Below are 19,314 nucleotides of genomic sequence, written 5' to 3'. Positions count from 1 at the left end.
CAAGTTTAGATCGTAAGCCGATCTTCCTCTGTCCCTCTGTCCCTTTCAATCAAGCATTCGTCTCGTGATTTACCATCTTCCCCAATGGACCACGCACGCCGCCTCAGCGCGCTACGCCGCCGCCTGACAAAATCCGGACTTACAGGCCTTCTCGTCACTCACCTCATCGACATTCGCTACCTCGTCGGCTTCACCGGCTCAAGCGCCGCCCTAGCCGTCACCAAACGATCCGCCCGCCTCTTCACCGACGGCCGCTACACCACACAAGCCGCTCAGCAGGTCCAAGGCGCGCAGGTTGAAATCGTCTCCGGCCCGCCCGCCATCGCAGCTACTCAATGGCTCGCCGCCCAGCCCGCCTCTACTGCCGCCGGCTTTGATCCCACCCACACCACGGTCGCCGAGCTCGCGCGTCTCCGCTCAGAACTTCCCTCCAAACTCCGTCGCAACTTCCTCACACAGCTTGCTGCCCCGCTCGTCGAACCTCTCCGCCTGATCAAAGACGAAGACGAACTTGCCATCATCCGCGAGAATGCCCTCATCGGCTGCAGAATTTTCGACCACATCCTCACCGTCATCCGCCCCGGCATCCGCGAAATCGAGGTTGCCGCCGAGCTCGAGTACCAGGCTCGCCTTCACGGAGCGGAAGGCATGAGCTTCGAAACCATCGTCGCCTCCGGTGAACGCTCCGCTTTACCCCACGGAAAAGCCTCCACCGCCCAGCTCCCCCGCAAAGGATTCGTGACACTCGACTTCGGTATAATCCGGGAGGGCTACTGCTCCGACATGACGCGAACTGTCTGCCTGGGCGCCCCGAGGTCGGAAGAACGAAAAGCGTACGAAGCCGTCCTGGAAGCACAGGAGGCTGGGGTTGCCGCAGTATGCGGAGGCGCCAGCTGCGGAGAGGTCGATGAAGCGGCACGCAGTCTCCTTCGCAAAGCCGGGATGGCGGATGCTTTCACCCACTCCACGGGCCACGGTGTAGGGCTCGAGATTCACGAACAACCCCGCCTCGGTGCGGGACAGAAAACAAAGCTTCAGCCGGGCATGGTTGTTACCATTGAACCCGGAGTTTACTGGCCGGGAAAGTTTGGCCTGCGCATCGAAGATATGGTGGCCGTCACCAAAACCGGAGGCCAGGTGCTCACCCCCGCACCCAAGGCCCTGATCGAATTCTGAACGCTCTTTTTTTGACACGAACATTGATTGACCTCGCCCGTGCGAGAAAGTTAAGGAACGAATGAAACCACAGGACATGAAGGATCTCAGGGAACTGATCGAGTTCCTGAAGGAATATCAGGTCGCGGAGTTTGACCTCGATCGCGGCGACATGAAGATCCGCCTGAAGTTTGCACAGCCCGCCACCGCAGCAGGCATCGCCGACATTGCCAAACTCGTCACCGCAGCTCCGGTTGTTCAGGCCGCAGCTGCGCCCGCCGCGGCTCCAGCCGCGCAGCAGGCAGCCGCTCCGCCCGCTGCGGATCCCGACGCGAACCTCCATATCGTCAAATCGCCCATCGTCGGAACCTTCTACGGATCGCCATCGCCCGGCGCGCCCCCCTTCGTCTCCCCCGGCGATCACGTCGAAAAGGGCCAGGTCATTTGTATCGTCGAAGCCATGAAGCTGATGAACGAGATCGAGGCCGACGCCTCCGGCGAGGTCGTCAAGTGCCTCATCACCAACGGCCAGCCCATCGAATTCGGCCAGCCGCTGTTTTCCATTCGAGTTGGCTGAATCACGCGCGATGATCTCAGATTGTTTGATTGGGAGCACCCACTAACTCCGCTAGCCCCGCTGACTCTGCTAGCTCCGCTGCTTCTAAAGGTCCCGAATGTTTCGTAAGGTTCTGATTGCCAATCGCGGTGAAATAGCCCTTCGCGTCATCAATGCATGCCGCGAACTCGGAGTCCGCACCGTCGCCATCTACAGCGAAGCGGACCGCAACTCTCTCCACGTCAAATTTGCCGACGAGGCCATCTGCATCGGCCCACCGCGTCCTGCTGACAGCTACCTGAACGTTCCCGCCGTGATCTCCGCGGCTGAGATCGCCAACGTCGACGCGATTCATCCCGGCTACGGCCTTCTGAGCGAGAACGCCAACTTTGCCGAAGTCTGCCGCGCCTCCAACATCAAGTTCATTGGACCTCCGCCTGAAGTCACGCGGTTGATGGGCGAAAAAGAAAAAGCGCGTCAGGCCATGAAGGCCGCTAAGGTCCCCATCCTCCCAGGCTCCGACGGCGTCATCTCCTCAACCGAAGAAGCGCAGGACATCGCCTCCAAGATCGGCTACCCCGTCATCCTCAAGGCCAAAGCCGGCGGCGGTGGTCGCGGCATGCGCATCGTCCGCAACTCCGACGATCTGCCGAATCTCTATCACTCCGCCTCCACTGAAGCAGCCAACGCCTTCGGCAACGGCGAGCTCTACATGGAAAAGTTCATCGAGCAGCCGCGCCACATCGAGTTCCAGGTTCTCGCCGATGAACACGGTCATGTGACCACGCTCTTCGAGCGCGAATGTTCGATCCAGCGCCGACATCAAAAGCTCATTGAAGAAGCGCCCTCGCTCCAGGTCACGCCGAAGCTCCGCGAAGAGATTCACAAGACCCTCTGCCGCAGCCTGTCGGACATCGGCTATCAGAACGCCGGCACCATTGAGTTCCTCATGGATGAAGACAAGAAGCTCTACTTCATCGAGATGAACACGCGCATCCAGGTCGAACATCCAGTCACTGAAGCCATCACCGGCATCGACCTCGTGAAGGCCCAGCTTCGCATCGCATCCGGCGAGCGCCTCTCCGACATTCTTCCCGAGAAGATCGAAATCCGCGGCCACTCCATCGAGTGCCGCATCAACGCCGAGCACCCCGTCAAGTTCACACCGTCAGCCGGAAAGATCACAGCATTCAATGTCCCCGGCGGCAACGGTGTCCGCGTCGACACCGCGCAATACGCCGAAGGGGTAGTCCCGCCCTACTACGACTCCCTCATTGCCAAGCTCATCGTTCACGGCGTCGACCGCGAAGCCGCTATCGCCAAAATGGAGCGCGCCCTCTCTCAATTCATCGTGCAGGGCATCGACACCTCGATCCCGCTCCACCAGGAAATCTTCGCCGACCCCGATTTCCGCGCCGGCGAATTCGACACCAAATTCATGGAACGCTTCCTCGCCAAGCGCGGATAGCTCGCCTCTCAATGATCGGGTGCCATCCCGAGCGACCAACGGGAGTCGAGGAACCCTCTTCCTCCGCTTTGCCACATCTCTGGGTGCCGCACGTCTCGATTCTGAGACGTGGGATGACTCAGCCCCGCACAACCGCCCGGCACTCCTCCCGCAACAACTCCAGCAACCTCTCCATATGCTCCTGCCGCGTCCTGAAGTTGACCGGATTAATCCGGAACCACATCTTCCCCTCTAACTCCGTAGTGCCAATCCAGAACCGCCCGCTCCGCTCCACGCGATCCGCAACCTCCGCATGTAGCTTCTTGTCATCAACGCGCTCCGCACCCGGCCCCAAATACCGAATACAAATCGCCGACATCGGTGGCTCACTCGCCGCTTCAAACTCGGCGTCGTTCTCCACCAGCGAATACAGATGCCGCGCCTGCCGCACGTTGTTATCGACCCAGTCGCCGATCTGTGCCGTCCCATACCGCTTAAAGCTCATCCACACCTTCAAACTTCGGAACCGCCGCGACTGCTCAAACCCGTGCACATAGTACTGGTACCGCTCCTCCGCGCCCTCCATCTCGTCCGTCAGATACGCCGGCTTCATCCCGAACGACACCGTCAGCCGAGTCTCATCCTTCACCAGCACCGCGCCCGCATCCAGCGGCGCATAGAACCACTTGTGCGGATCGATCGTTACCGAATCCGCCAGTTCCACCCCCGCATCCTTCATCGCAAAATCATGCGACAGCAGCATCCCGCCGCCATATGCCGCGTCAGCATGCAGCCACATCCCTTCGCGATCCGCAATGCGTCGCAGCGTCGTCAGATCGTCCACCGCACCCGTGTTTGTAGTCCCGAATAAGCCGACAACACACATCGGCTTCACGCCATCTCGCTTATCGTTCGCGATCGCCTCCTCCAACTCGTCGATCCTCAAGCGAAACTCCGCATCCGTCGGCAGCGCCCGCAGCGCCTCGCGCCCCAGCCCGATCGCATCCACTGCCTTATCCACTGACACGTGCCGCTGGTCCGACACATAAACGGCCCAACGCTCGCGAACGCCCTCATGCTGCGCGCGATCCTTCGAGGCCCAGTCCCGCGCCAGCTTCAGGCCGATAAAGTTCGCCAGCATTCCGCCGCTCGTAAGGTTTCCGCCGGCCTTCTCGCCATATCCGACCATGTCCGTCAGCCACCGCACCACGCGCCGCTCCATCGCCACCGCGGACGGCCCAATCGAATACACGCCAAGATTCTGATTCAGCGCCGAGCAGATGAAGTCCCCAATCACACCCACCGGATTCGGTGATGGCGTAATCAGCCCCATGTATCCCGGATGCCCCACGTGCGTGCAGTAGGGAAGCAGCTTCTCCTCAAGCTCCTTGAGTACATCCTCCATCGACTCCGGCTTCTCCGGCAGCGCCTCATCGAACAACTCGCGAATCATCTTCGGATCCGCGTTCGGAAACACCGCCTTCGACTCTATGCTCCCGAAGTACTCTGCCAGCCGGTCCACCACCTTGTGCCCCGCCGCACGAAACTCATTCACATCCATTCGAATCTCTCCAAAGCAAAAGTCTATCGAACGCGTGATACGCCTCTCCGAAATACAGGTGTAATCCTGATCGCACGCTCTCTCAAAACCGACTGTCATTCCGAGCGACCAACGGGAGTCGAGGAACCCGCAGTTGTTCTTTCTCCGCCTTGCCCCGAACACGCGGGTGCCCATCCAAGCTCTGCTTTTCCCCGTCTTGCCACAACACGCGGGTGCCCCATCCAAGCTCTGCTTGGGTGGGAACGAAGAACCTCCACTAGAAAGCTGGAGGAAGGATTCCCTGAATGCATCGCCGCCGCTGCTATCCTTTTCACAGATGTTCAGCGCACTCCGATTCATCTGGAACGCCACCCGCGGCCACCGCCTCGCGCCCTGGCGCAGCGAGTACCTCCGCTGGCGCGTCGAGACCTACTCCAGCAAGCCCGCCGAAACCCTTCGCGCCCGCGACATCTTCGCCTTCATGTGGCACTCCAAGTGGGAACTCCTCAGCTTCCTCCTCTGGACCGGCCAAGTGCAAAAAGAAGCCCGTCGCCGCCCATAAAAGCGTCAGTCATCCCGAGCGCGCGATCCCCAAGCGCGTGTGCACAAATCGAGCGTGTCTCAACACCGGGTGTCATTCCGAGCGACCATCGGGAGTCGAGGAACCCGCAGTTGTTCTTCCCTCGTATTGCCACAACACCCGGGTGCCCCATCCAAGCTCTGCTTGGGTGGGAACGAAAGCCCTCCACCTTCTCAGCCCCAACAATCCCGATCAAAAAACTCCGCAAGCCCTCACCCTCCGTCCGTTCTCCGGTCAGCAACCTGGAGGATGAACCATGCGTCTCGCTCCGCAAGCCTTGCGTCTCGCCTGTATCCTGATCGCCCCCGCCGCCGCCCTCTTGGGCGCAGAAACTGCCGACGCCCCCGCGCCCCTTCCCAAAACCGTCGCCGTAGCCGCCTTTAAAAACGGACTCGCCTTCGTCCTTCGCCAGGGCGAAATCCCCGTTACCGCCGGCACTGCTCGCCTCTCGCCGATTCCGACCGCCACCCTCGGCACTCTCTGGATCGCCCCTGTCAATCCCGAAGCTCGGATCGACGAGATCGTCGCCTACCGCTACAACACAACGTCCCAGCGCCCCATCCAGACCATAGGCAAAATCCTCCGCGCCAACGCCGGCAAGACCGTCACCATCACCTACCAGATGAAGGACTACACCGGCGAAGTGGTTGGCCTCCAGCCCACGCCAACCGATCCCGCCCCCAACCCCATCGCCCCCACCGACGCCCGCTACCCGCAGCCTCAGCCGCACGAAGACTACCTCCTCCTCCGCACCGACAAGCGCCTCATGGCCTTTCCGCTCGGCGGCATCTCCATGGCGACTCTTCCCGATGACGCTACGCTTCGCGAAAACATCCAGACCCCGACCCAGGCCCTCCGCCTCAAGCTAAAGAGTTCCTCTTCCAGAGAAAAGATTTCCATGGGCTACCTCGAGCACGGCCTCGGCTGGACTCCCTCTTACCTCGTCTCGCTCACCGACGACACCAACGCCCAAATCACCATGCAGGCCGTCGTCAGCGACGATGCTGAAGACCTCCAGAACGCACAGCTCTTCTTCGTCGTCGGCGTCCCCAACTTCGCCTACTCCAACACCATCTCGCCCATGAGCCTCCAGCAATCCCTGGTGGACTTCATGAAGGACGCCGAACGCGATTACGACCGCAAGAAGTCCTTCGGCGCTCTCTCCAACGCCATCAGCGCGCAGGCCATGATGGCCGACGAGAGGGAAGCCGCGCCCATTAACCTCGTTAACGGCGTCGACGAGATGTCCAGCGCTCCCGAAGAAGATCTCTTCCTCTACAGCCGTTCCGATGTAACCCTCGCCAAAGGCGAACGCGCCACTTACAACGTCTTCAGCGGCAGCGTCGGCTACCAGCATCTCTACAACTGGGAAGTCGAAGACCAGCCCCGCGTCGACCCCTACGGCAACGTCATCAACCAGGGCCAGAACATGCCGGACAACACACACGCCGACAGCATCTGGCACTCCATCCGCCTCAAGAACTCAACGAAGTTTCCATGGACCAGTGCGCCCGCTCTCGTCATCTCCGGCGACAAACCCGTCTCGCAGGATACCCTCGCCTACACGCAGAAAAGTGCAACCTCAACGTTGCGCATCACCGTCGCCACTGACCTTCGCGCCAGCCACGAGGAACGCGAAGTCGCCCGCCAGCAGGAGCTCAACCACCGCCGCGGCTACAACTACGACCTCGTCACCGTTGAAGGCCGGCTCAAGGTCAAGAACTACAAATCGAAAGAGGTCCACCTCGCCATTGGCAAGACCCTGCGCGGCAAATCAGAATTCCAATCCGACGAAGGCAAGACCGTTCAGCTGGGTGAGGGAATTGAGAGCGACAATCCAAAATCCCGTCTGACCTGGGAGATCACGCTCGCGCCGGGACAGGAACGGATCGTCACCTATCGCTACAGGATCTGGGTTCGCGCATAGGCTGCTCTAGTAGGGAGACACAGAAGGCCTCGGCGCGCACCGAGGCCTTTTCCAGTCTTCGCGGCGAATCGTGCTCAGTCTGCCGCCGAGCGCCCAATCGCGATGCTGATGCGCCGCTGAATCTCATCGTCCGGCTCGCCGTCGCCGTGCACATAAACCTGCGTCACAGCCTGCACGGGCGCAGCCTCCGGGACCGGCGCTGGAGCAACGACCGGCGCAGGTACCTCGGCCGGAATTGTCGGATTCCAGATCTCCGGGCTCGGCGCTGAGCTTCTGATTTCGACCACGGCCTTTACAGCCTGTTCGGCTGCCGCTGCCAGCTCCGCCTGCTTCTCGTGGTACTCGTCCGGATATACCAGGGGCTCCAGGCTGCGAGCAGCCTGCTCGAGCAGCGTTCTCCGCTGCTTCAGCAGTTCAAACTCTCTGAAGATGTACTCGCGTTGCTCTACTGCGGCATGGAATGCGCTGAGATAGGTTTCGTCAACGTGGGTTCGGCCCATGGGTCTTTCTCCTTACTCCCGTGACCAAACAGTACTCCCGAAGTGGGTACGCCTGTATCCCACCCCCGTGCAATGATTTGCAGACTTTACGGTGAGGCTCGACCCCTGGAGGTGGCATCACCCCCGATACTGAGAGCAATATCGTGATTCAAATCACATTCTTGCCGCGTTTCGGCATGAAACTGCGATCGCAGCGATCACCTATCATCGAACCCGGAGGTCTCTATCAGAATGAGCGTCGGACCGCGCCGGCGGCATCGGCTTTGTTTCCTTCTATTCCTGCTCGGCGTTGTCCCGGCCGCCCTGGCCCAGGAGCCCGCCCTGCCTCCCGTCGAAGCGCCGCAGGCCATGCCCGGCTCCCAGGCTGCCGGACCCACCATTCGCGTCACCACCAACGAAGTTCTCGTCCCCACCCTCGTTGAGAAGCCCCACGGCGGCGGCATCGTCTACGGCCTCAAGCAGTCTGACTTCGTCGTCGAAGACAACGGCGTTCCGCAGAAGATCCACGTCCAGGAAGAACTCGACACCGCGCCCATCGCTCTAGTCATCGCAATGGAGGAAGGCCGCTCAGGCTGGCTCGAATTCCAGAAGCTCAACAAGATGGGCCCTCTGCTGGAAATGTTCCTCTCCGACCCGCGCAGCCAGGCCGCCCTCGTCGGCTTCAGCTCCGTCCCTCGCCTCATTCACGACTACACGCATTCGCAGGAAGAGCTATCGGAAAGCCTTCAGCAACTCGAGCCCGGCGATGGCGGCGCCGCCATTCTCGACACCATCAGCTACGGCGTTACCCTGCTTGAAGACCAGCCCAAGCAATACCGCCGCGTCCTGCTCCTCATCAGCGAGCAGCGCGATCACGGCAGCAAGCACACCAAGCCCGCGCAACTCGTCGCCAAAATTGGCCGGTCAGACGTGCTGGTCCTCAGCGTCTCCTACTCGCCTTCCAAAGCCGAGTTCGCCCACGACGTCAAAGACTCCGGCGAAGATCGCATGATGAGCATGGTCTCTACGCTCGTCATGGCCGTCAACGCGTTCAAAAAGAACGTGGCGAAAGAAATCGCCATCATGAGCGGAGGCGAGTACATGACCTTCGTCGGCGACCACCGCTTCGAAGACCGCATCATGGAAGCCGCAAAAGAAGTGCGCAACCGCTACCTCATCACCTTCAGCCCGAGCGATCCGTCTCCCGGCCTCCACACCATCCGCGTCCGCACCGTCGAAGACTACGGCGCCAAAATCATCGCCCGCGCCAACTACTGGCGCGGCGCCGACTAGGGGAAGCATCAGCCAAGATGCCTGTCATCCTGAGCGAAAGGGGCCCCGAACGTTTTTCAGTTCGGGGGTGGTGAGTCGAAGGATCTGTGGCTGTCTTTCAGCTGGCAGTTCAACATATCACGCTGAAGGCTGAGCGAAATCGGATGAAGCTGGATCACCTCGTCGATGATAGAAACTTCACACTTCCCTTGATCCCTTCCCCCTCCACAACCGTATACACCGCATCCGCCGCCACATCCTTCAGCTCCTCAACCGTCCTATCCGGCCATCGAATCTGAACTCGGCTCATCACACTTGCGCTCCCCAGCCCGAAATGCAATCGCTGATCGCTGCTCGACAAATAACTCCCCCCCGCCCGAACCTCATCGATCCTCTTCACCTCGCCTGAGCCCGCTCCCGTCGTCACAGTCACCCGCGCTCCAATCGCCGCCCTGTTGCTCTTCGCGCCCACCAGCCGAAACTCCACCCGGTGGTTCATATTCTTCGTCACGTTCAGGAATAGCGACGGCGGCGCTCCCACGTTGTACGTCACCACATCCACATTGCCGTCGTTATCGATGTCCCCAAATGCCGTTCCGCGCCGCGACTGCAACGCGCCCTCATTCAGCCCGGACGCACTCGACCCATCCGCAAAATGCGCGCTCCCTGTATTCCGGAACAACAGCATCGGTTCCGCATACCGCGGGTCCGTAGGGATCGCGTCGATCAGCGGAGTGAAATTCCCATTCGCAACCAGAACGTCGTTCCAACCATCGTTGTCGAAATCCGCAAACCCTCCGCCCCACCGCGTCATGTTCCTGTCCACATGCCCCAGCCCCGACACATACGTATCATCCACAAATCCCTCAGCAGCGCTGTAGTGATACAGGCTCAACGGCTGGTGTGCATAGCGCGTAATCAGCAGCCCCAGAGTGCCATCATGCGCTACATCGCCAAAGTCCGCCGCCATGTTCCCCTGAGTCTCCCCGCGCTCCCCCAGCGCCGCCACGGCCGCCACGCCAAGGTCTTCAAATGTTCCGTCGTGCTTGTTGCGATAAATGTAGTTCGCCGACATGTCGTTCGTCACAAACAGATCCGGCCAGCCATCATTGTCGTAATCAGCCCACACCACGCCCATCCCCAGCCGATGCTCCGCATTCGCCACGCCGGCCTTCGCCGCTACTTCCTCAAACGTCCCATCGCCGCGATTGCGATACAGCAGATCGGCATAGCCATCGTGAGCCACCGGCTGCTCAATCTGCACATCGCGATACCCGAACCCCTTCGCCCCCGGCCCCGGCAGATGATCCAGATCCGTGTACACATACCGCGACACGAACAGATCCGCCCTTCCGTCCCCGTCGTAGTCGGCCCACGCCGCGCCGGCAGAGAAGCCGCCTCCCGACACATGCGCCTTCTCCGTCACGTCCTCAAACTTGCATCCGCCCACATTGCGATAGAGAACGTTGTGACCGTACCCGGTCACGTAGATATCCGGCAGGCCATCGTTGTCGAAGTCGGCGATGGCAATGCCCATGCCCCAGCCCTTCGTCCCCAGCCCCGCCTTACTCGTAATGTCAGAGAAGTGAAGCGCCGACTCCTGGTGATACAGCGTGACCATCAGATCGCCTCCCTTGCGATACCGGTCCACATCCGAATCGTTCGTCGCGAGAATGTCCAGCTTCCCATCGTTGTCGCAGTCGAAGAGCGCGACGCCTCCGCCCATCATCTCAACCAGATATTTCTTCTCGAGCGATGGCGTCGGCTGAGTCGTCAGCCCCGCCTCCCGCGAGACATCGCGAAAACGGATTTTGGCATCGTTACTCTGCTGCGCCACAGCCAAAGCCGCGACGGCGAAAACAAAGATCAACGGCAGATTGAAGCGAATGCGATTCATCAACGGAGTAGCTAAGAAGCCTGAGATCACGAGCGACATCCCGAAGCCGACCACATCACTCCGGACGGTGTAATGAAATCGGAATCATCCAATCGAGCGAGATCCTCGTCGAACGCTCTAGCACTGATGTAGTTCCGCTCGATCATCGGTGTTCTGAGCTGCTCGAGATTCGCTTTTAACAAAGAAGCTCCCGAAGAGCCACCCCTGAACATGAACACCTGGGCCTCCGCCCTTACGTCGGACAACCCGTGCGCGCGTAGTCTCGCGAACAGCTTTCGCCCGTAGCGCCTGTCCACGCCTCCATCATCAAAGAACTGCAACATCGCGCGATGTGCTTTCAAAAAGACTTCGCCCGCAGCAACCTCCGGATCTGGCAGCATCGATGCAGTGTCATACTCCTCGACAACAAGCCAACCGCCTGGTTCCAGTGCTGCAACCATGCGCTCGAGCGCCCGCTCGCGCTGCGGAAGGTGCATCAGCACCAGACGGGTATGCACCAGCTGAAAAATCGGTTCCAGAGGTGCATCCGTCACGATGTTGTGACGACGCACCTCAATCCCAGCGTCGTTCAACGGCTCTAGATACCGAGTATCGATATCGGTGACCAACACATGTCCGCTCGGACCAACGCGTTCACCTAACCACCGGGCGATCGATCCTCCTCCTCCCCCCACTTCTAAACACGTCCATCCGCGGCCGACGCCACATCTGTCCAAATGGCGGACCGTACCCGGATCGAACAACTCAGCGAGAGCTGAGAACCGCTTCGGTGCTTCAGGGCTGGTATTCGCAAGCAGGTAGTTGTGAGGTGACGTGCTCATGCTCCTCCGTCCACATAGAATCGCAGGCGTCGCATTCAGGTCTTCTCGCCGAGCCTGTTGTGCACAGCCCCGTACGCAAGTATCTCCAGACAGAACGTCGCAATGCTTGAAATCGACGCCACCGTCATAAACCTCTGGTATCCGTGAATTCCATTCGGCAATCCACCGATCGCCGCCCTCACCAGCCCCACAAGAATCGCAGCGACAAACGCCCCGGCAACCACCAGGCGATCGCGCGAGAAGAAGCCGCTCTCCTTCTCGAGATGATCCGGCGCAGTGTGCCGATACCAGTAGATGAACCACACCAGGATCGCTACCAGTCCGAACACCGAACTCGCATACTGCAAGATCAGCGCCCAGTCTCGTAAACCAACCACCGGCAGATCCACGTTCTTCTTCAGGAATTCCAGATCTCGACCGAACAAGTACGAGTCATGCGTGAATGAGTCCCAGACAACGTGCGTCAGCACGCCCACCATGATCGACGCGCACACCAGCATGAACTTCGAAAACGTCCTGATCTCCAACCCACCGTCTTTGTGGATTCGCTCTCGCAAGTGCATCGGCAAACAAGCAACCAAGGGCGCCTTCGCATAGCGTTGAAAAAAGAACAGCGCGATCAGGCAGGCGGGCAGATCAAATAGGAACAGCCCCGGCAGCGTGTGCCCGAAGTGCCCATGCGGCCGCAGCCACAGGAAGTACTCGAGGTCCGGACCGAAGCATCCGAAAACCAGCGCTGACATCACCAGCCGTGTGCGGCGAAAGGGAAGTGCCGCAGCCGCATGGGAGAGAGTGAAGGGCATTATCCCCATTATCCCCGGTTTCCACGGCTCGGCCACACCCCTTCAAACCCAGACACTTGCAGATCCGCCGCCGCGGGTTTCCGTCCCGCAAGTCATTCATGTTAACCTCTATGGAGACACTTTGAGAGTGGACTGAGAACGCAAGAGGAGTACCATACGCCGTGTTGGCGACTGCAAAGAAAACTTCATTGATTGAACGCTTCCGCACCCACGAGACGGACACCGGTTCCCCCGAAGTCCAGATCGCGATTCTGAGTGAGCGGATTGGCGAACTGACCGAGCACTTCAAGACCCACAAGAAGGATCACGCTTCACGCCGTGGCCTCCTTATGCTCGTGAGCAAGCGCCGCCGCCTGCTGGACTACCTGAAGACGCACGATGGCGATCGCTACCGCGACGTGATCACAAAGCTCGGTATCCGCAAGTAAATCAGAAAGCAAACGTTGAACCGGAAGCACCCAGACCGGAACCTGGTCATGGCCCCGTCACATTCTGAGTTAGGGGCAATGGTGTACCTGGCAGATCGCGAATCACGCCGGGTCCTGCGCGGAGTTGTCGGCTCATTCCGTCCGCAATCCTCACCTCAGACCCAAGCCAACGCCGCCTCGAAGCAATCGCTCGAGACGGCGTTTCTACGTGGCACCCATCTCTGCCCCTCCGGTACAGCTCACCTGAAAAGTTTCCCAAGCGAAAAAACGAAAAGAGGACACTATGTCTAAACAAGAAGTGACAGTCGAGCTTGCCGGCGGCAAGCGCCTGGTCTTTGAGACCGGTCGCATGGCCAAGCAGGCTTCCGGCGCTGCACTGGTATCCACGGGCGAAACCGTGGTTCTGGCCACCGCGGTTGCGTCTCCCGACCAGCGCGAAGGCATCGACTTTTTCCCCCTCACTGTCGACTACCGCGAATACACCTACGCCGGCGGCCGCATCCCCGGCGGATTCATTAAGCGTGAAGGCCGCCCGAGTGAAAAGGAAATCCTCACCGCCCGTCAGATCGATCGCCCGATCCGCCCGCTCTTCCCTGAAGGCTTCCGCAACGAGACCCAGGTCATCGCGCTGGTCTTCTCTGCCGACAAGCAGAATGACCCCGACGTCATTGGCATCAACGCCGCCGCTTGTGCGCTGGCCCTTTCCGACATTCCGTTCGGCGCCACCGTCGGCGCAGTCCGCGTCGGCCGCGTCAATGGTGAGTTCGTCATCAACCCCACCTACGAAGAGCGTGCGAACACCACCATCAACATCATGGTCGTCGGCCACAAAGACGGCATTGTGATGATCGAGTCGGGCGCGAAGGAAGAGACGGAAGACGTCATCCTCGCCGCCATCGAGTTCGGGCACGAAGAGATCAAGAAGATCTGCGCCGCCATCGAAGAGCTCGTCTCCAAGGCTGGAAAGCAAAAGCGCTCTTTCAATGCCCCCACATTCGACGAAGAGTACTACAACTCGCTCAAGTCGAAGGTCGGCGAGCGCCTCAAAGACGCCCTCGACACGAAGACCCACGACAAGATCAAGAGCTACGCGCTCGTCAAGCAGATCAAGGACGAGCTTGCAGCCGAGCTCCCCGCCGACGATCCCGAAGCCAAGAAGAAGCTCGCTCACTATTACGAGGCGCTCCGCGAGCGCACCTTCCGCGAGCAGGTCACCAAGGACCGCATCCGTCCCGACCGCCGCGCCTTCGACGAGATTCGTCCCATCTCCATCGAGACCAAGGTTCTTCCTCGCACCCACGGTTCCGCCCTCTTTACCCGCGGCGAAACCCAGGCACTCGTCACCGCGACTCTCGGCACTGCCGACGAAGGTCAGCGGCTCGAGAGCTTCGAAGGCGAGAAGAAGAAGAACTTCATGCTTCACTACAACTTCCCGCCGTTCAGCGTTGGTGAGACTGGACGTATGTCCGGCGTTGGTCGTCGTGAAGTGGGCCACGGGGCGCTCGCTGAACGAGCCATCACAGCTGTGCTGCCCGAGGGAGCAGATCAGCCCTACACGATCCGCATCGTCTCCGACATCCTCGAGTCGAACGGGTCATCTTCAATGGCCTCCGTCTGCGGCGCCAGCCTCGCGCTCTTCGACGCCGGGATCGCCCTCTCCGGATCGGTCGCCGGAGTTGCCATGGGACTCGTGAAGGAAGGCGACGACTACGCCATCCTCACTGACATCGCCGGAGCCGAAGATCACTACGGCGACATGGACTTCAAGGTTGCCGGAACTCGCAAGGGCATCACCGCTCTCCAGATGGACATCAAGATCGGCGGCCTCACCCGTCAGATTCTGCAGGAAGCGATGGAGCAGGCCAAGCGCGGCCGTCTCTTCCTCCTCGACAAGATGGACGCTGAACTGAGCGGTCCCCGCACTGAACGCTCGCAGTACGCGCCTCGCATCGAGACTCTCATGATCCCCACCGACAAGATCCGCGACCTGATCGGCAAGGGCGGCGCAACCATCCGTGGCATCGTCGAGCAGACCGGCGCCAAGATCGATGTCGACGACACCGGCAAGGTCAGCGTTGCCTCCAGCGACGCCGACGGTCTCAAGCGCGCCCTCGAAATGATCGGCAACATCACTGCGGTCCCCGAAGTCGGCAAGATCTACCTCGGGAAGGTCGTTCGACTCGCCGAGTTCGGCGCATTCGTCGAGCTCTTCCCGGGCACCGACGGCCTCCTGCACATCTCTGAGATCGCCGAGCATCGCGTCAAGGAAGTGAAGGACGAGCTCCGCGAAGGCGATCAGGTCATGGTCAAGGTCCTCGCCATCGAAGGCAACCGCATCAAGCTCAGCCGCAAGGCTCTCATCCGCGAGCAGAAGGCCAAGCTTGCCGCAGCTTCGGGCGCCCCAGTTGAAGAAGGCGACTCCGGCGCCGGCAGCAGCCGCTCCGAAGAAGCTCCTCAGCAGCCCAGCCGGCCTCAACGTCCGCGCAGCGAGTTCGACGAGCGTCAGCCCCGCTCCAATCAGAGCACGATCCTGATCGAAGGCGGCGACGACTTCGACGATGAAGAAGGCGGCGAGGAGTTCGACGAAGAGAACGAGCCTAACTTCAACCGCGCTGATGGCGCTCCGGTCCAGGCTGGGCAGGGAACTGGCCCGCGTCCCAGTGGCGGCCCCGGCGGACCCGGAGCCAACAACCGTCGTCGCCGGCGTCGTCGCGGCGGGCGCGGTCCCGGCCAGGGTGGTGGCGGTGGCCGAGGCTAACTAATCGCCTCATCGCACAACAACACTCCGCATGAACAGAAACGCCCGGATCCAATCCCGGGCGTTTTTCTATTCTGTTAAGAACTGCCTGTCATATCGAGCGACGAGCAAAGCGAGGAGTCGAGAGATCTGCACTTCGTGCTCGTTACTCGCAGCTCCCTCCTATTCATTTCGCGGGTGTCATGAGCAGGGTGCCTGCGGCCTTCGCTTCGAGCAGCCTTCAGAACGTGAGATGGCCGCGAGGCGGTATTTAGGCTGGAACGGAGCCTTCTGACTCGACCTCGAGTGCGCGGGCAGCAGCTTCTTTCGGACGGGCGATTTTGTTCAGCGCGAACTGGAAGTAGATTACCGAGCCGATGATGGTGAGAAACCAGTTCAGGCGCAGGCCGATGGGCTCTCGCCGGCTGTAGTGCTCGAGCAGTTCCTCGCGAAGTTCGAAGATGACGACGACTCCGAGAAGCCAGGAGAAGAGGAATCCGTAACCGGTGACGATCGAAGCGATCGCCCAGTAGAGAGAACTTGCTCGCGGGTTGAGTCTACGGATCCAGATGCAGAGGTATGTAGGCCAGGCTGCCGCGACGGCGTAGATGGCGAAGTTTCGATACGGCTCCGGGAAGAAGTAGCAAACCAGCGCTTCAGTGCAGGCAATCAAGAGAAGAAGAACGGCCCAGTGCACCCTTGGGGGCGCGGGGAACTCCCTGCCGTTGTGTGCAGCATCAGAGGAGGGGGATTGATGCATACCGTATCTTACCCCGGATCGGCAATCCCCAGATCGGGCGGGGGGTTAAAAGAGAACCGATAGTTTGTGGAAGGCCTCGAGCTCGATGAGGTGTTGACCGGCCGGAGCTGCGTCAAGTGCGGCATGCTCAAGGATCCACGTGTCTTTGTGAAACAAAAACACGGCGTGCAGGCCGGCCGCCAAAGCGGGATTGATGTCGCTTTTGGGGCTGTTTCCGATCATCCAGGTTGCGTGCGGGATCAGTTCGTGGCGAGCCATGACGGCTTGATAGACAGCAGGATTTTTTTCGCGAACGATCTCGACCACGGAGAAGTAGGAGGCAAGTCCGGAACGCCGCACCTTGTCGGCCTGCTCGGCTTGGTCTCCCTTGGTCATGAGGATCAACCTATGCCGGGTCGAGAGATCTCTCAAGGTTTCATCGACACCAGGCAGCAGTTCGATTTCTTGCTCTGCAATTGAATTCGCGAATCCCTCGACTCGACGAAGCTTCTCTTCGTCCATTGGCTCCGGGCTCAGGCGCTCGAAGCAGGTGATGAGGGAGCGCGTGAAACTGGGCAGCCCGTAGCCATGCGCGAGGATGGTTTCGCGCTCGACGGCGTTGAGGGTCTGGCGGACTTCGGCGGCTGAGTACTCGTGGTGATTGAGGTAGCTGATGAACGCAGCGATGGCGCGCTCGAAGTAAACGTTGTTCTCCCACAGGGTGTCATCGGCATCGATGAGGAGCGTCTGGCCTGAAGGGAACCGGGGCATGCGTCTATCGTAACGGGTTCTGTTGCCGGGTTCGCGTTGTGCGTTCAGTGTGGGACGTGAACCTGCGTGATGTTAATTCTTCCGATCTTCATTCGATCTTTACGCTGCTCGTGTAAGCGGGAAAATGCAACCGATAAGTTGCTGAAAACACGAGGCGCGTATTTTTTCGTTGACGATCGTGTTGAGTTGAAGCTAACGTGGTGATGGGTACCCTCGAACCTCAAGGAGACAATCATGCGGAATGTAGTTGCAGTGTGTGCTATCTTCTCCTCCGTGCTGCTCCACGCCCAACCGGTCGCCAAGGGCTCGAGTGTCAATCTGGAAGCGAGAAACAACTATGCCGGCGTGCTGTATGCGCACGGTGAGTCGCAACCCTCAACCGACGCGTCAAGCAACGCACAACCTCTGCGTATCAGTTCCGGAGTGGTTTGGCCGAAGCTGATTTCAGAGCCTTCATTCAAGGTTTCATCATCCGATTTCAACGATCAGAATGTCTCAGCTCATCAAGTCGTCGTCAGCTTCACGGTTGACGAGAGAGGCAAACCGCAGAACGTTCATCTCACCAAGTCAGCGAACCCGACGGTGGATGAGCGCGTGTTGAACGCAGTTCGGCAGTATCGGTATCTGCCCGCAACCTTGAACGACCAGAAGGTTGCAGTGGATATCAATCTTGAAGTGAATTTTGCAAAACGTTGAGAGCCTGACCAGCCCTCCTGCCTCCATCCTGCGGAAGACGTTCTGCCGGGATGGAGGTTCTTTTTCGCTTACTTGTGAGGCGGGAGTGCGTAGTCGAATTTCCAAGAGTGCTTGCCGTTCGCGACACTGATGGTCATGGTTCCGTTGATGCCGATGAGATCTTCGGTGCCTGAGCCGGGAACCACTTTCACAGTGAGATCGAATTTGTTGTCTTCCATCGTGCCGAAGTGCTGCAGCGCGAACGAGCCGTGGTGTCCGTTTAACGTGCCGGTAAACTGCTCGATGGCGACGTAGCCGGCGGTTCCGGTGGCTGGATTGCCCGCGCCGAGCATCTCGCCTTTGCTTGTGCCTTCTAGGTCGCCATGGAACTGCTTGTCGAGGCCGAAGCGGCCAATGGCAGTGCTGTTGAGTGCCTCGTCAGATCCGAGCGGGAAGTTTTTCACTTCAAATGTTCCTTCAGCATGCAGGGGCATCAGTGGATCCTTCGCAACGGGATGAACTTCTTGAGCCCGTGCGGCCAGAGGGACGGCCGCACACAGCCAGATCAGGGAGAGGACAAGGATTCGACGCACGCCGGCCTCCGCGGTTATTGAAAAATTTTGTCGGAGAGCGCGGATCGGCACCGGCGAGTTTGTCGCGAGGCGGATTATTCGTCGAGTTTGAAGATCTTGATCTGGACGAGCTTGGAGATGGTGAGGTCTTTGAGGCCGCGGCTCTGCATGCGGCGCACGAATTCCGGCGTGATCTTGAAGATGCGGATTTGGATGAGTTCGTCGAGGGTGGGCTTGAAGCCAAGGTCGCGAATCTGGCGGATTTCGTCGGCGTTGACGCCCTGGACTTTGAGTCCGATGAGCTTGTCGGCATCGGGTTGTTCGTATCCCATGGCTACGAAGTTCTGCGGATAGGAGGTGTCGATTTTGAAGATGCGCATCGCGATCAAATTGTCGGTGGTGAGACCCCTGATGTTGGCCTGCTGAAGGGAACGGGCATAGTCGCTGGTGACGTCGAGCAGAGCATAGGCCTGGAGCTTCTGCGAGTCATAGCCGGTGAAGCCGAGCTTTGCCATGGTGTCGACGAAGGTCTGATCGGGAGTGAAGAGGGCGTCGCCATACAGTTCCTGATCGTGAACGATGCCGGTGCAGGTGAAGGTGCCGGCTTCGGCGTGGAGCGTGGCGGTGAGGTGCGCGCCTTCGTTGGCGAGATCGGAGAGGGAGACGCCGGTGAAGCGGCTCATGGATTCATTGCTGAAGTCGGAGCCGCAGTGGCGGCTTTCGGGACAGTCCTTTGTATCGAAAATATGGAGGCTGAGCTTGCTGCCATTGCCGCCATCCCGGCCGGGGCTGACGGCGCATTTTGCGTGAAGGGATTCGAGCGACTCAGCGCGGAGGCTGATTGAAGCCGTTGCCATTGCGAGAAGAAGAGCTGCGGAGCTGATACGCATCGGAGTGTCTCCTCATTGCCTCGTT

At 59.8% G+C, this 19,314-nt stretch carries 18 protein-coding genes; 9 read left to right on the top strand and 9 right to left on the bottom strand.

From position 1 onward, the window contains the following. Nucleotides 1–84 precede the first annotated feature (84 nt). The 3 genes from DHV10_RS03165 to accC all read left to right on the top strand — a co-directional run bounded on the left by DHV10_RS03165 (nt 85) and on the right by accC (nt 3,179). Nucleotides 85–1,176 carry a M24 family metallopeptidase gene (locus tag DHV10_RS03165; protein ID WP_109484848.1) on the top strand — a complete coding sequence of 364 codons (1,092 nt, stop codon included), beginning with the start codon at nt 85–87 and terminating at the stop codon, nt 1,174–1,176. 61 nt (nt 1,177–1,237) lie between these two features. Further along, nucleotides 1,238–1,732 (top strand): acetyl-CoA carboxylase biotin carboxyl carrier protein, encoded by a 495-nt coding sequence (gene accB / locus DHV10_RS03160; RefSeq protein WP_109484847.1) that lies wholly within the window; start codon nt 1,238–1,240, stop codon nt 1,730–1,732. 97 nt (nt 1,733–1,829) lie between these two features. Next, nucleotides 1,830–3,179 (top strand): acetyl-CoA carboxylase biotin carboxylase subunit, encoded by a 1,350-nt coding sequence (gene accC, locus DHV10_RS03155; RefSeq protein ID WP_109484846.1) that lies wholly within the window; start codon nt 1,830–1,832, stop codon nt 3,177–3,179. Nucleotides 3,180–3,297: 118 nt separating this feature from the next. Here accC and DHV10_RS03150 read toward each other — a convergent pair whose 3' ends face one another. Next, nucleotides 3,298–4,719 (bottom strand): pyridoxal phosphate-dependent decarboxylase family protein, encoded by a 1,422-nt coding sequence (locus DHV10_RS03150; RefSeq protein ID WP_162601153.1) that lies wholly within the window; start codon nt 4,717–4,719, stop codon nt 3,298–3,300. Nucleotides 4,720–5,035: 316 nt separating this feature from the next. Here DHV10_RS03150 and DHV10_RS03145 point away from each other — a divergent pair, with 316 nt between their 5' ends. Both DHV10_RS03145 and DHV10_RS03140 read left to right on the top strand, forming a co-directional pair. After that, nucleotides 5,036–5,260, top strand: coding sequence for a hypothetical protein (locus DHV10_RS03145; protein ID WP_109485681.1), 225 nt, complete (start codon nt 5,036–5,038; stop codon nt 5,258–5,260). Nucleotides 5,261–5,534: 274 nt separating this feature from the next. Continuing rightward, nucleotides 5,535–7,205 (top strand): DUF4139 domain-containing protein, encoded by a 1,671-nt coding sequence (locus DHV10_RS03140; RefSeq protein ID WP_109484844.1) that lies wholly within the window; start codon nt 5,535–5,537, stop codon nt 7,203–7,205. Between the two features lie 74 nt (nt 7,206–7,279). On the opposite strand, the gene DHV10_RS03135 is transcribed toward DHV10_RS03140, so the two are convergent. After that, nucleotides 7,280–7,705, bottom strand: a complete 426-nt coding sequence (locus DHV10_RS03135; protein ID WP_109484843.1) for a hypothetical protein — start codon at nt 7,703–7,705, stop codon at nt 7,280–7,282. 231 nt (nt 7,706–7,936) lie between these two features. On the opposite strand from DHV10_RS03135, the gene DHV10_RS03130 reads away from it, so the two are divergent. Next, on the top strand, nt 7,937–8,977 hold the full coding sequence (locus tag DHV10_RS03130; RefSeq protein ID WP_109484842.1) for a VWA domain-containing protein: 1,041 nt from the start codon (nt 7,937–7,939) through the stop codon (nt 8,975–8,977). A 154-nt stretch (nt 8,978–9,131) separates the two neighbouring features. Here the strand turns inward: DHV10_RS03130 and DHV10_RS03125 are convergent, their stop codons facing one another. The 3 genes from DHV10_RS03125 to DHV10_RS03115 are packed head-to-tail and all read right to left on the bottom strand — an operon-like array spanning nt 9,132 to nt 12,477. Next, a complete protein-coding gene (locus DHV10_RS03125; RefSeq protein WP_162601152.1) occupies nt 9,132–10,853 on the bottom strand; it encodes a CRTAC1 family protein in 1,722 nt (573 codons plus the stop codon). A 26-nt stretch (nt 10,854–10,879) separates the two neighbouring features. Continuing rightward, nucleotides 10,880–11,674 (bottom strand): class I SAM-dependent methyltransferase, encoded by a 795-nt coding sequence (locus DHV10_RS03120; protein ID WP_109484840.1) that lies wholly within the window; start codon nt 11,672–11,674, stop codon nt 10,880–10,882. Nucleotides 11,675–11,709: 35 nt separating this feature from the next. Further along, entirely contained in the window at nt 11,710–12,477 is a 768-nt protein-coding gene (locus tag DHV10_RS03115) for a DUF4184 family protein (protein ID WP_162601151.1), read from the bottom strand. A 161-nt stretch (nt 12,478–12,638) separates the two neighbouring features. Between DHV10_RS03115 and rpsO the strand changes: the two genes are divergently transcribed. Together rpsO and pnp are read left to right on the top strand one after the other, a co-directional pair. Then, entirely contained in the window at nt 12,639–12,905 is a 267-nt protein-coding gene (gene rpsO, locus DHV10_RS03110; RefSeq protein ID WP_109484838.1) for a 30S ribosomal protein S15, read from the top strand. Nucleotides 12,906–13,188: 283 nt separating this feature from the next. After that, on the top strand, nt 13,189–15,663 hold the full coding sequence (gene pnp, locus DHV10_RS03105) for a polyribonucleotide nucleotidyltransferase (RefSeq protein ID WP_109484837.1): 2,475 nt from the start codon (nt 13,189–13,191) through the stop codon (nt 15,661–15,663). 250 nt (nt 15,664–15,913) lie between these two features. Here the strand turns inward: pnp and DHV10_RS03100 are convergent, their stop codons facing one another. Then, nucleotides 15,914–16,402, bottom strand: coding sequence for a hypothetical protein (locus DHV10_RS03100; RefSeq protein WP_162601150.1), 489 nt, complete (start codon nt 16,400–16,402; stop codon nt 15,914–15,916). Nucleotides 16,403–16,447: 45 nt separating this feature from the next. After that, complete coding sequence (locus DHV10_RS03095) at nt 16,448–17,152, bottom strand: HAD family hydrolase (RefSeq protein ID WP_109484835.1); 705 nt, start codon at nt 17,150–17,152, stop codon at nt 16,448–16,450. Nucleotides 17,153–17,386: 234 nt separating this feature from the next. Between DHV10_RS03095 and DHV10_RS03090 the strand changes: the two genes are divergently transcribed. After that, the gene (locus tag DHV10_RS03090) at nt 17,387–17,848 is read left to right on the top strand and encodes an energy transducer TonB (RefSeq protein WP_109484834.1); all 462 of its coding nucleotides are present in this window, start codon (nt 17,387–17,389) and stop codon (nt 17,846–17,848) included. A 68-nt stretch (nt 17,849–17,916) separates the two neighbouring features. Here the strand turns inward: DHV10_RS03090 and DHV10_RS03085 are convergent, their stop codons facing one another. Further along, complete coding sequence (locus tag DHV10_RS03085; protein ID WP_239461265.1) at nt 17,917–18,420, bottom strand: DUF3224 domain-containing protein; 504 nt, start codon at nt 18,418–18,420, stop codon at nt 17,917–17,919. A gap of 74 nt (nt 18,421–18,494) precedes the next feature. After that, nucleotides 18,495–19,289, bottom strand: a complete 795-nt coding sequence (locus tag DHV10_RS03080) for a hypothetical protein (protein ID WP_109484833.1) — start codon at nt 19,287–19,289, stop codon at nt 18,495–18,497. Nucleotides 19,290–19,314 lie beyond the last annotated feature (25 nt).

Source organism: Occallatibacter savannae (genome assembly GCF_003131205.1).
Taxonomy (GTDB): Bacteria; Acidobacteriota; Terriglobia; order Terriglobales; family Acidobacteriaceae; genus Telmatobacter; species Telmatobacter savannae.
Note: the sequence above shows the minus strand (reverse complement) of the source record. Positions and strands in the feature narration are given on the sequence as shown.

What these genes read in the sequence shown, in the direction of transcription:
- DHV10_RS03165 (WP_109484848.1), top strand. Translation starts at nt 85, where the DNA reads ATGGACCACGCACGCCGCCTCAGCGCGCTACGCCGCCGCCTGACAAAA.
- accB (WP_109484847.1), top strand. Translation starts at nt 1,238, where the DNA reads ATGAAACCACAGGACATGAAGGATCTCAGGGAACTGATCGAGTTCCTG.
- accC (WP_109484846.1), top strand. Translation starts at nt 1,830, where the DNA reads ATGTTTCGTAAGGTTCTGATTGCCAATCGCGGTGAAATAGCCCTTCGC.
- DHV10_RS03150 (WP_162601153.1), bottom strand. Translation starts at nt 4,719, where the DNA reads ATGGATGTGAATGAGTTTCGTGCGGCGGGGCACAAGGTGGTGGACCGG.
- DHV10_RS03145 (WP_109485681.1), top strand. Translation starts at nt 5,036, where the DNA reads ATGTTCAGCGCACTCCGATTCATCTGGAACGCCACCCGCGGCCACCGC.
- DHV10_RS03140 (WP_109484844.1), top strand. Translation starts at nt 5,535, where the DNA reads ATGCGTCTCGCTCCGCAAGCCTTGCGTCTCGCCTGTATCCTGATCGCC.
- DHV10_RS03135 (WP_109484843.1), bottom strand. Translation starts at nt 7,705, where the DNA reads ATGGGCCGAACCCACGTTGACGAAACCTATCTCAGCGCATTCCATGCC.
- DHV10_RS03130 (WP_109484842.1), top strand. Translation starts at nt 7,937, where the DNA reads ATGAGCGTCGGACCGCGCCGGCGGCATCGGCTTTGTTTCCTTCTATTC.
- DHV10_RS03125 (WP_162601152.1), bottom strand. Translation starts at nt 10,853, where the DNA reads ATGAATCGCATTCGCTTCAATCTGCCGTTGATCTTTGTTTTCGCCGTC.
- DHV10_RS03120 (WP_109484840.1), bottom strand. Translation starts at nt 11,674, where the DNA reads ATGAGCACGTCACCTCACAACTACCTGCTTGCGAATACCAGCCCTGAA.
- DHV10_RS03115 (WP_162601151.1), bottom strand. Translation starts at nt 12,477, where the DNA reads ATGCCCTTCACTCTCTCCCATGCGGCTGCGGCACTTCCCTTTCGCCGC.
- pnp (WP_109484837.1), top strand. Translation starts at nt 13,189, where the DNA reads ATGTCTAAACAAGAAGTGACAGTCGAGCTTGCCGGCGGCAAGCGCCTG.
- DHV10_RS03100 (WP_162601150.1), bottom strand. Translation starts at nt 16,402, where the DNA reads ATGCATCAATCCCCCTCCTCTGATGCTGCACACAACGGCAGGGAGTTC.
- DHV10_RS03095 (WP_109484835.1), bottom strand. Translation starts at nt 17,152, where the DNA reads ATGCCCCGGTTCCCTTCAGGCCAGACGCTCCTCATCGATGCCGATGAC.
- DHV10_RS03090 (WP_109484834.1), top strand. Translation starts at nt 17,387, where the DNA reads ATGCGGAATGTAGTTGCAGTGTGTGCTATCTTCTCCTCCGTGCTGCTC.
- DHV10_RS03080 (WP_109484833.1), bottom strand. Translation starts at nt 19,289, where the DNA reads ATGCGTATCAGCTCCGCAGCTCTTCTTCTCGCAATGGCAACGGCTTCA.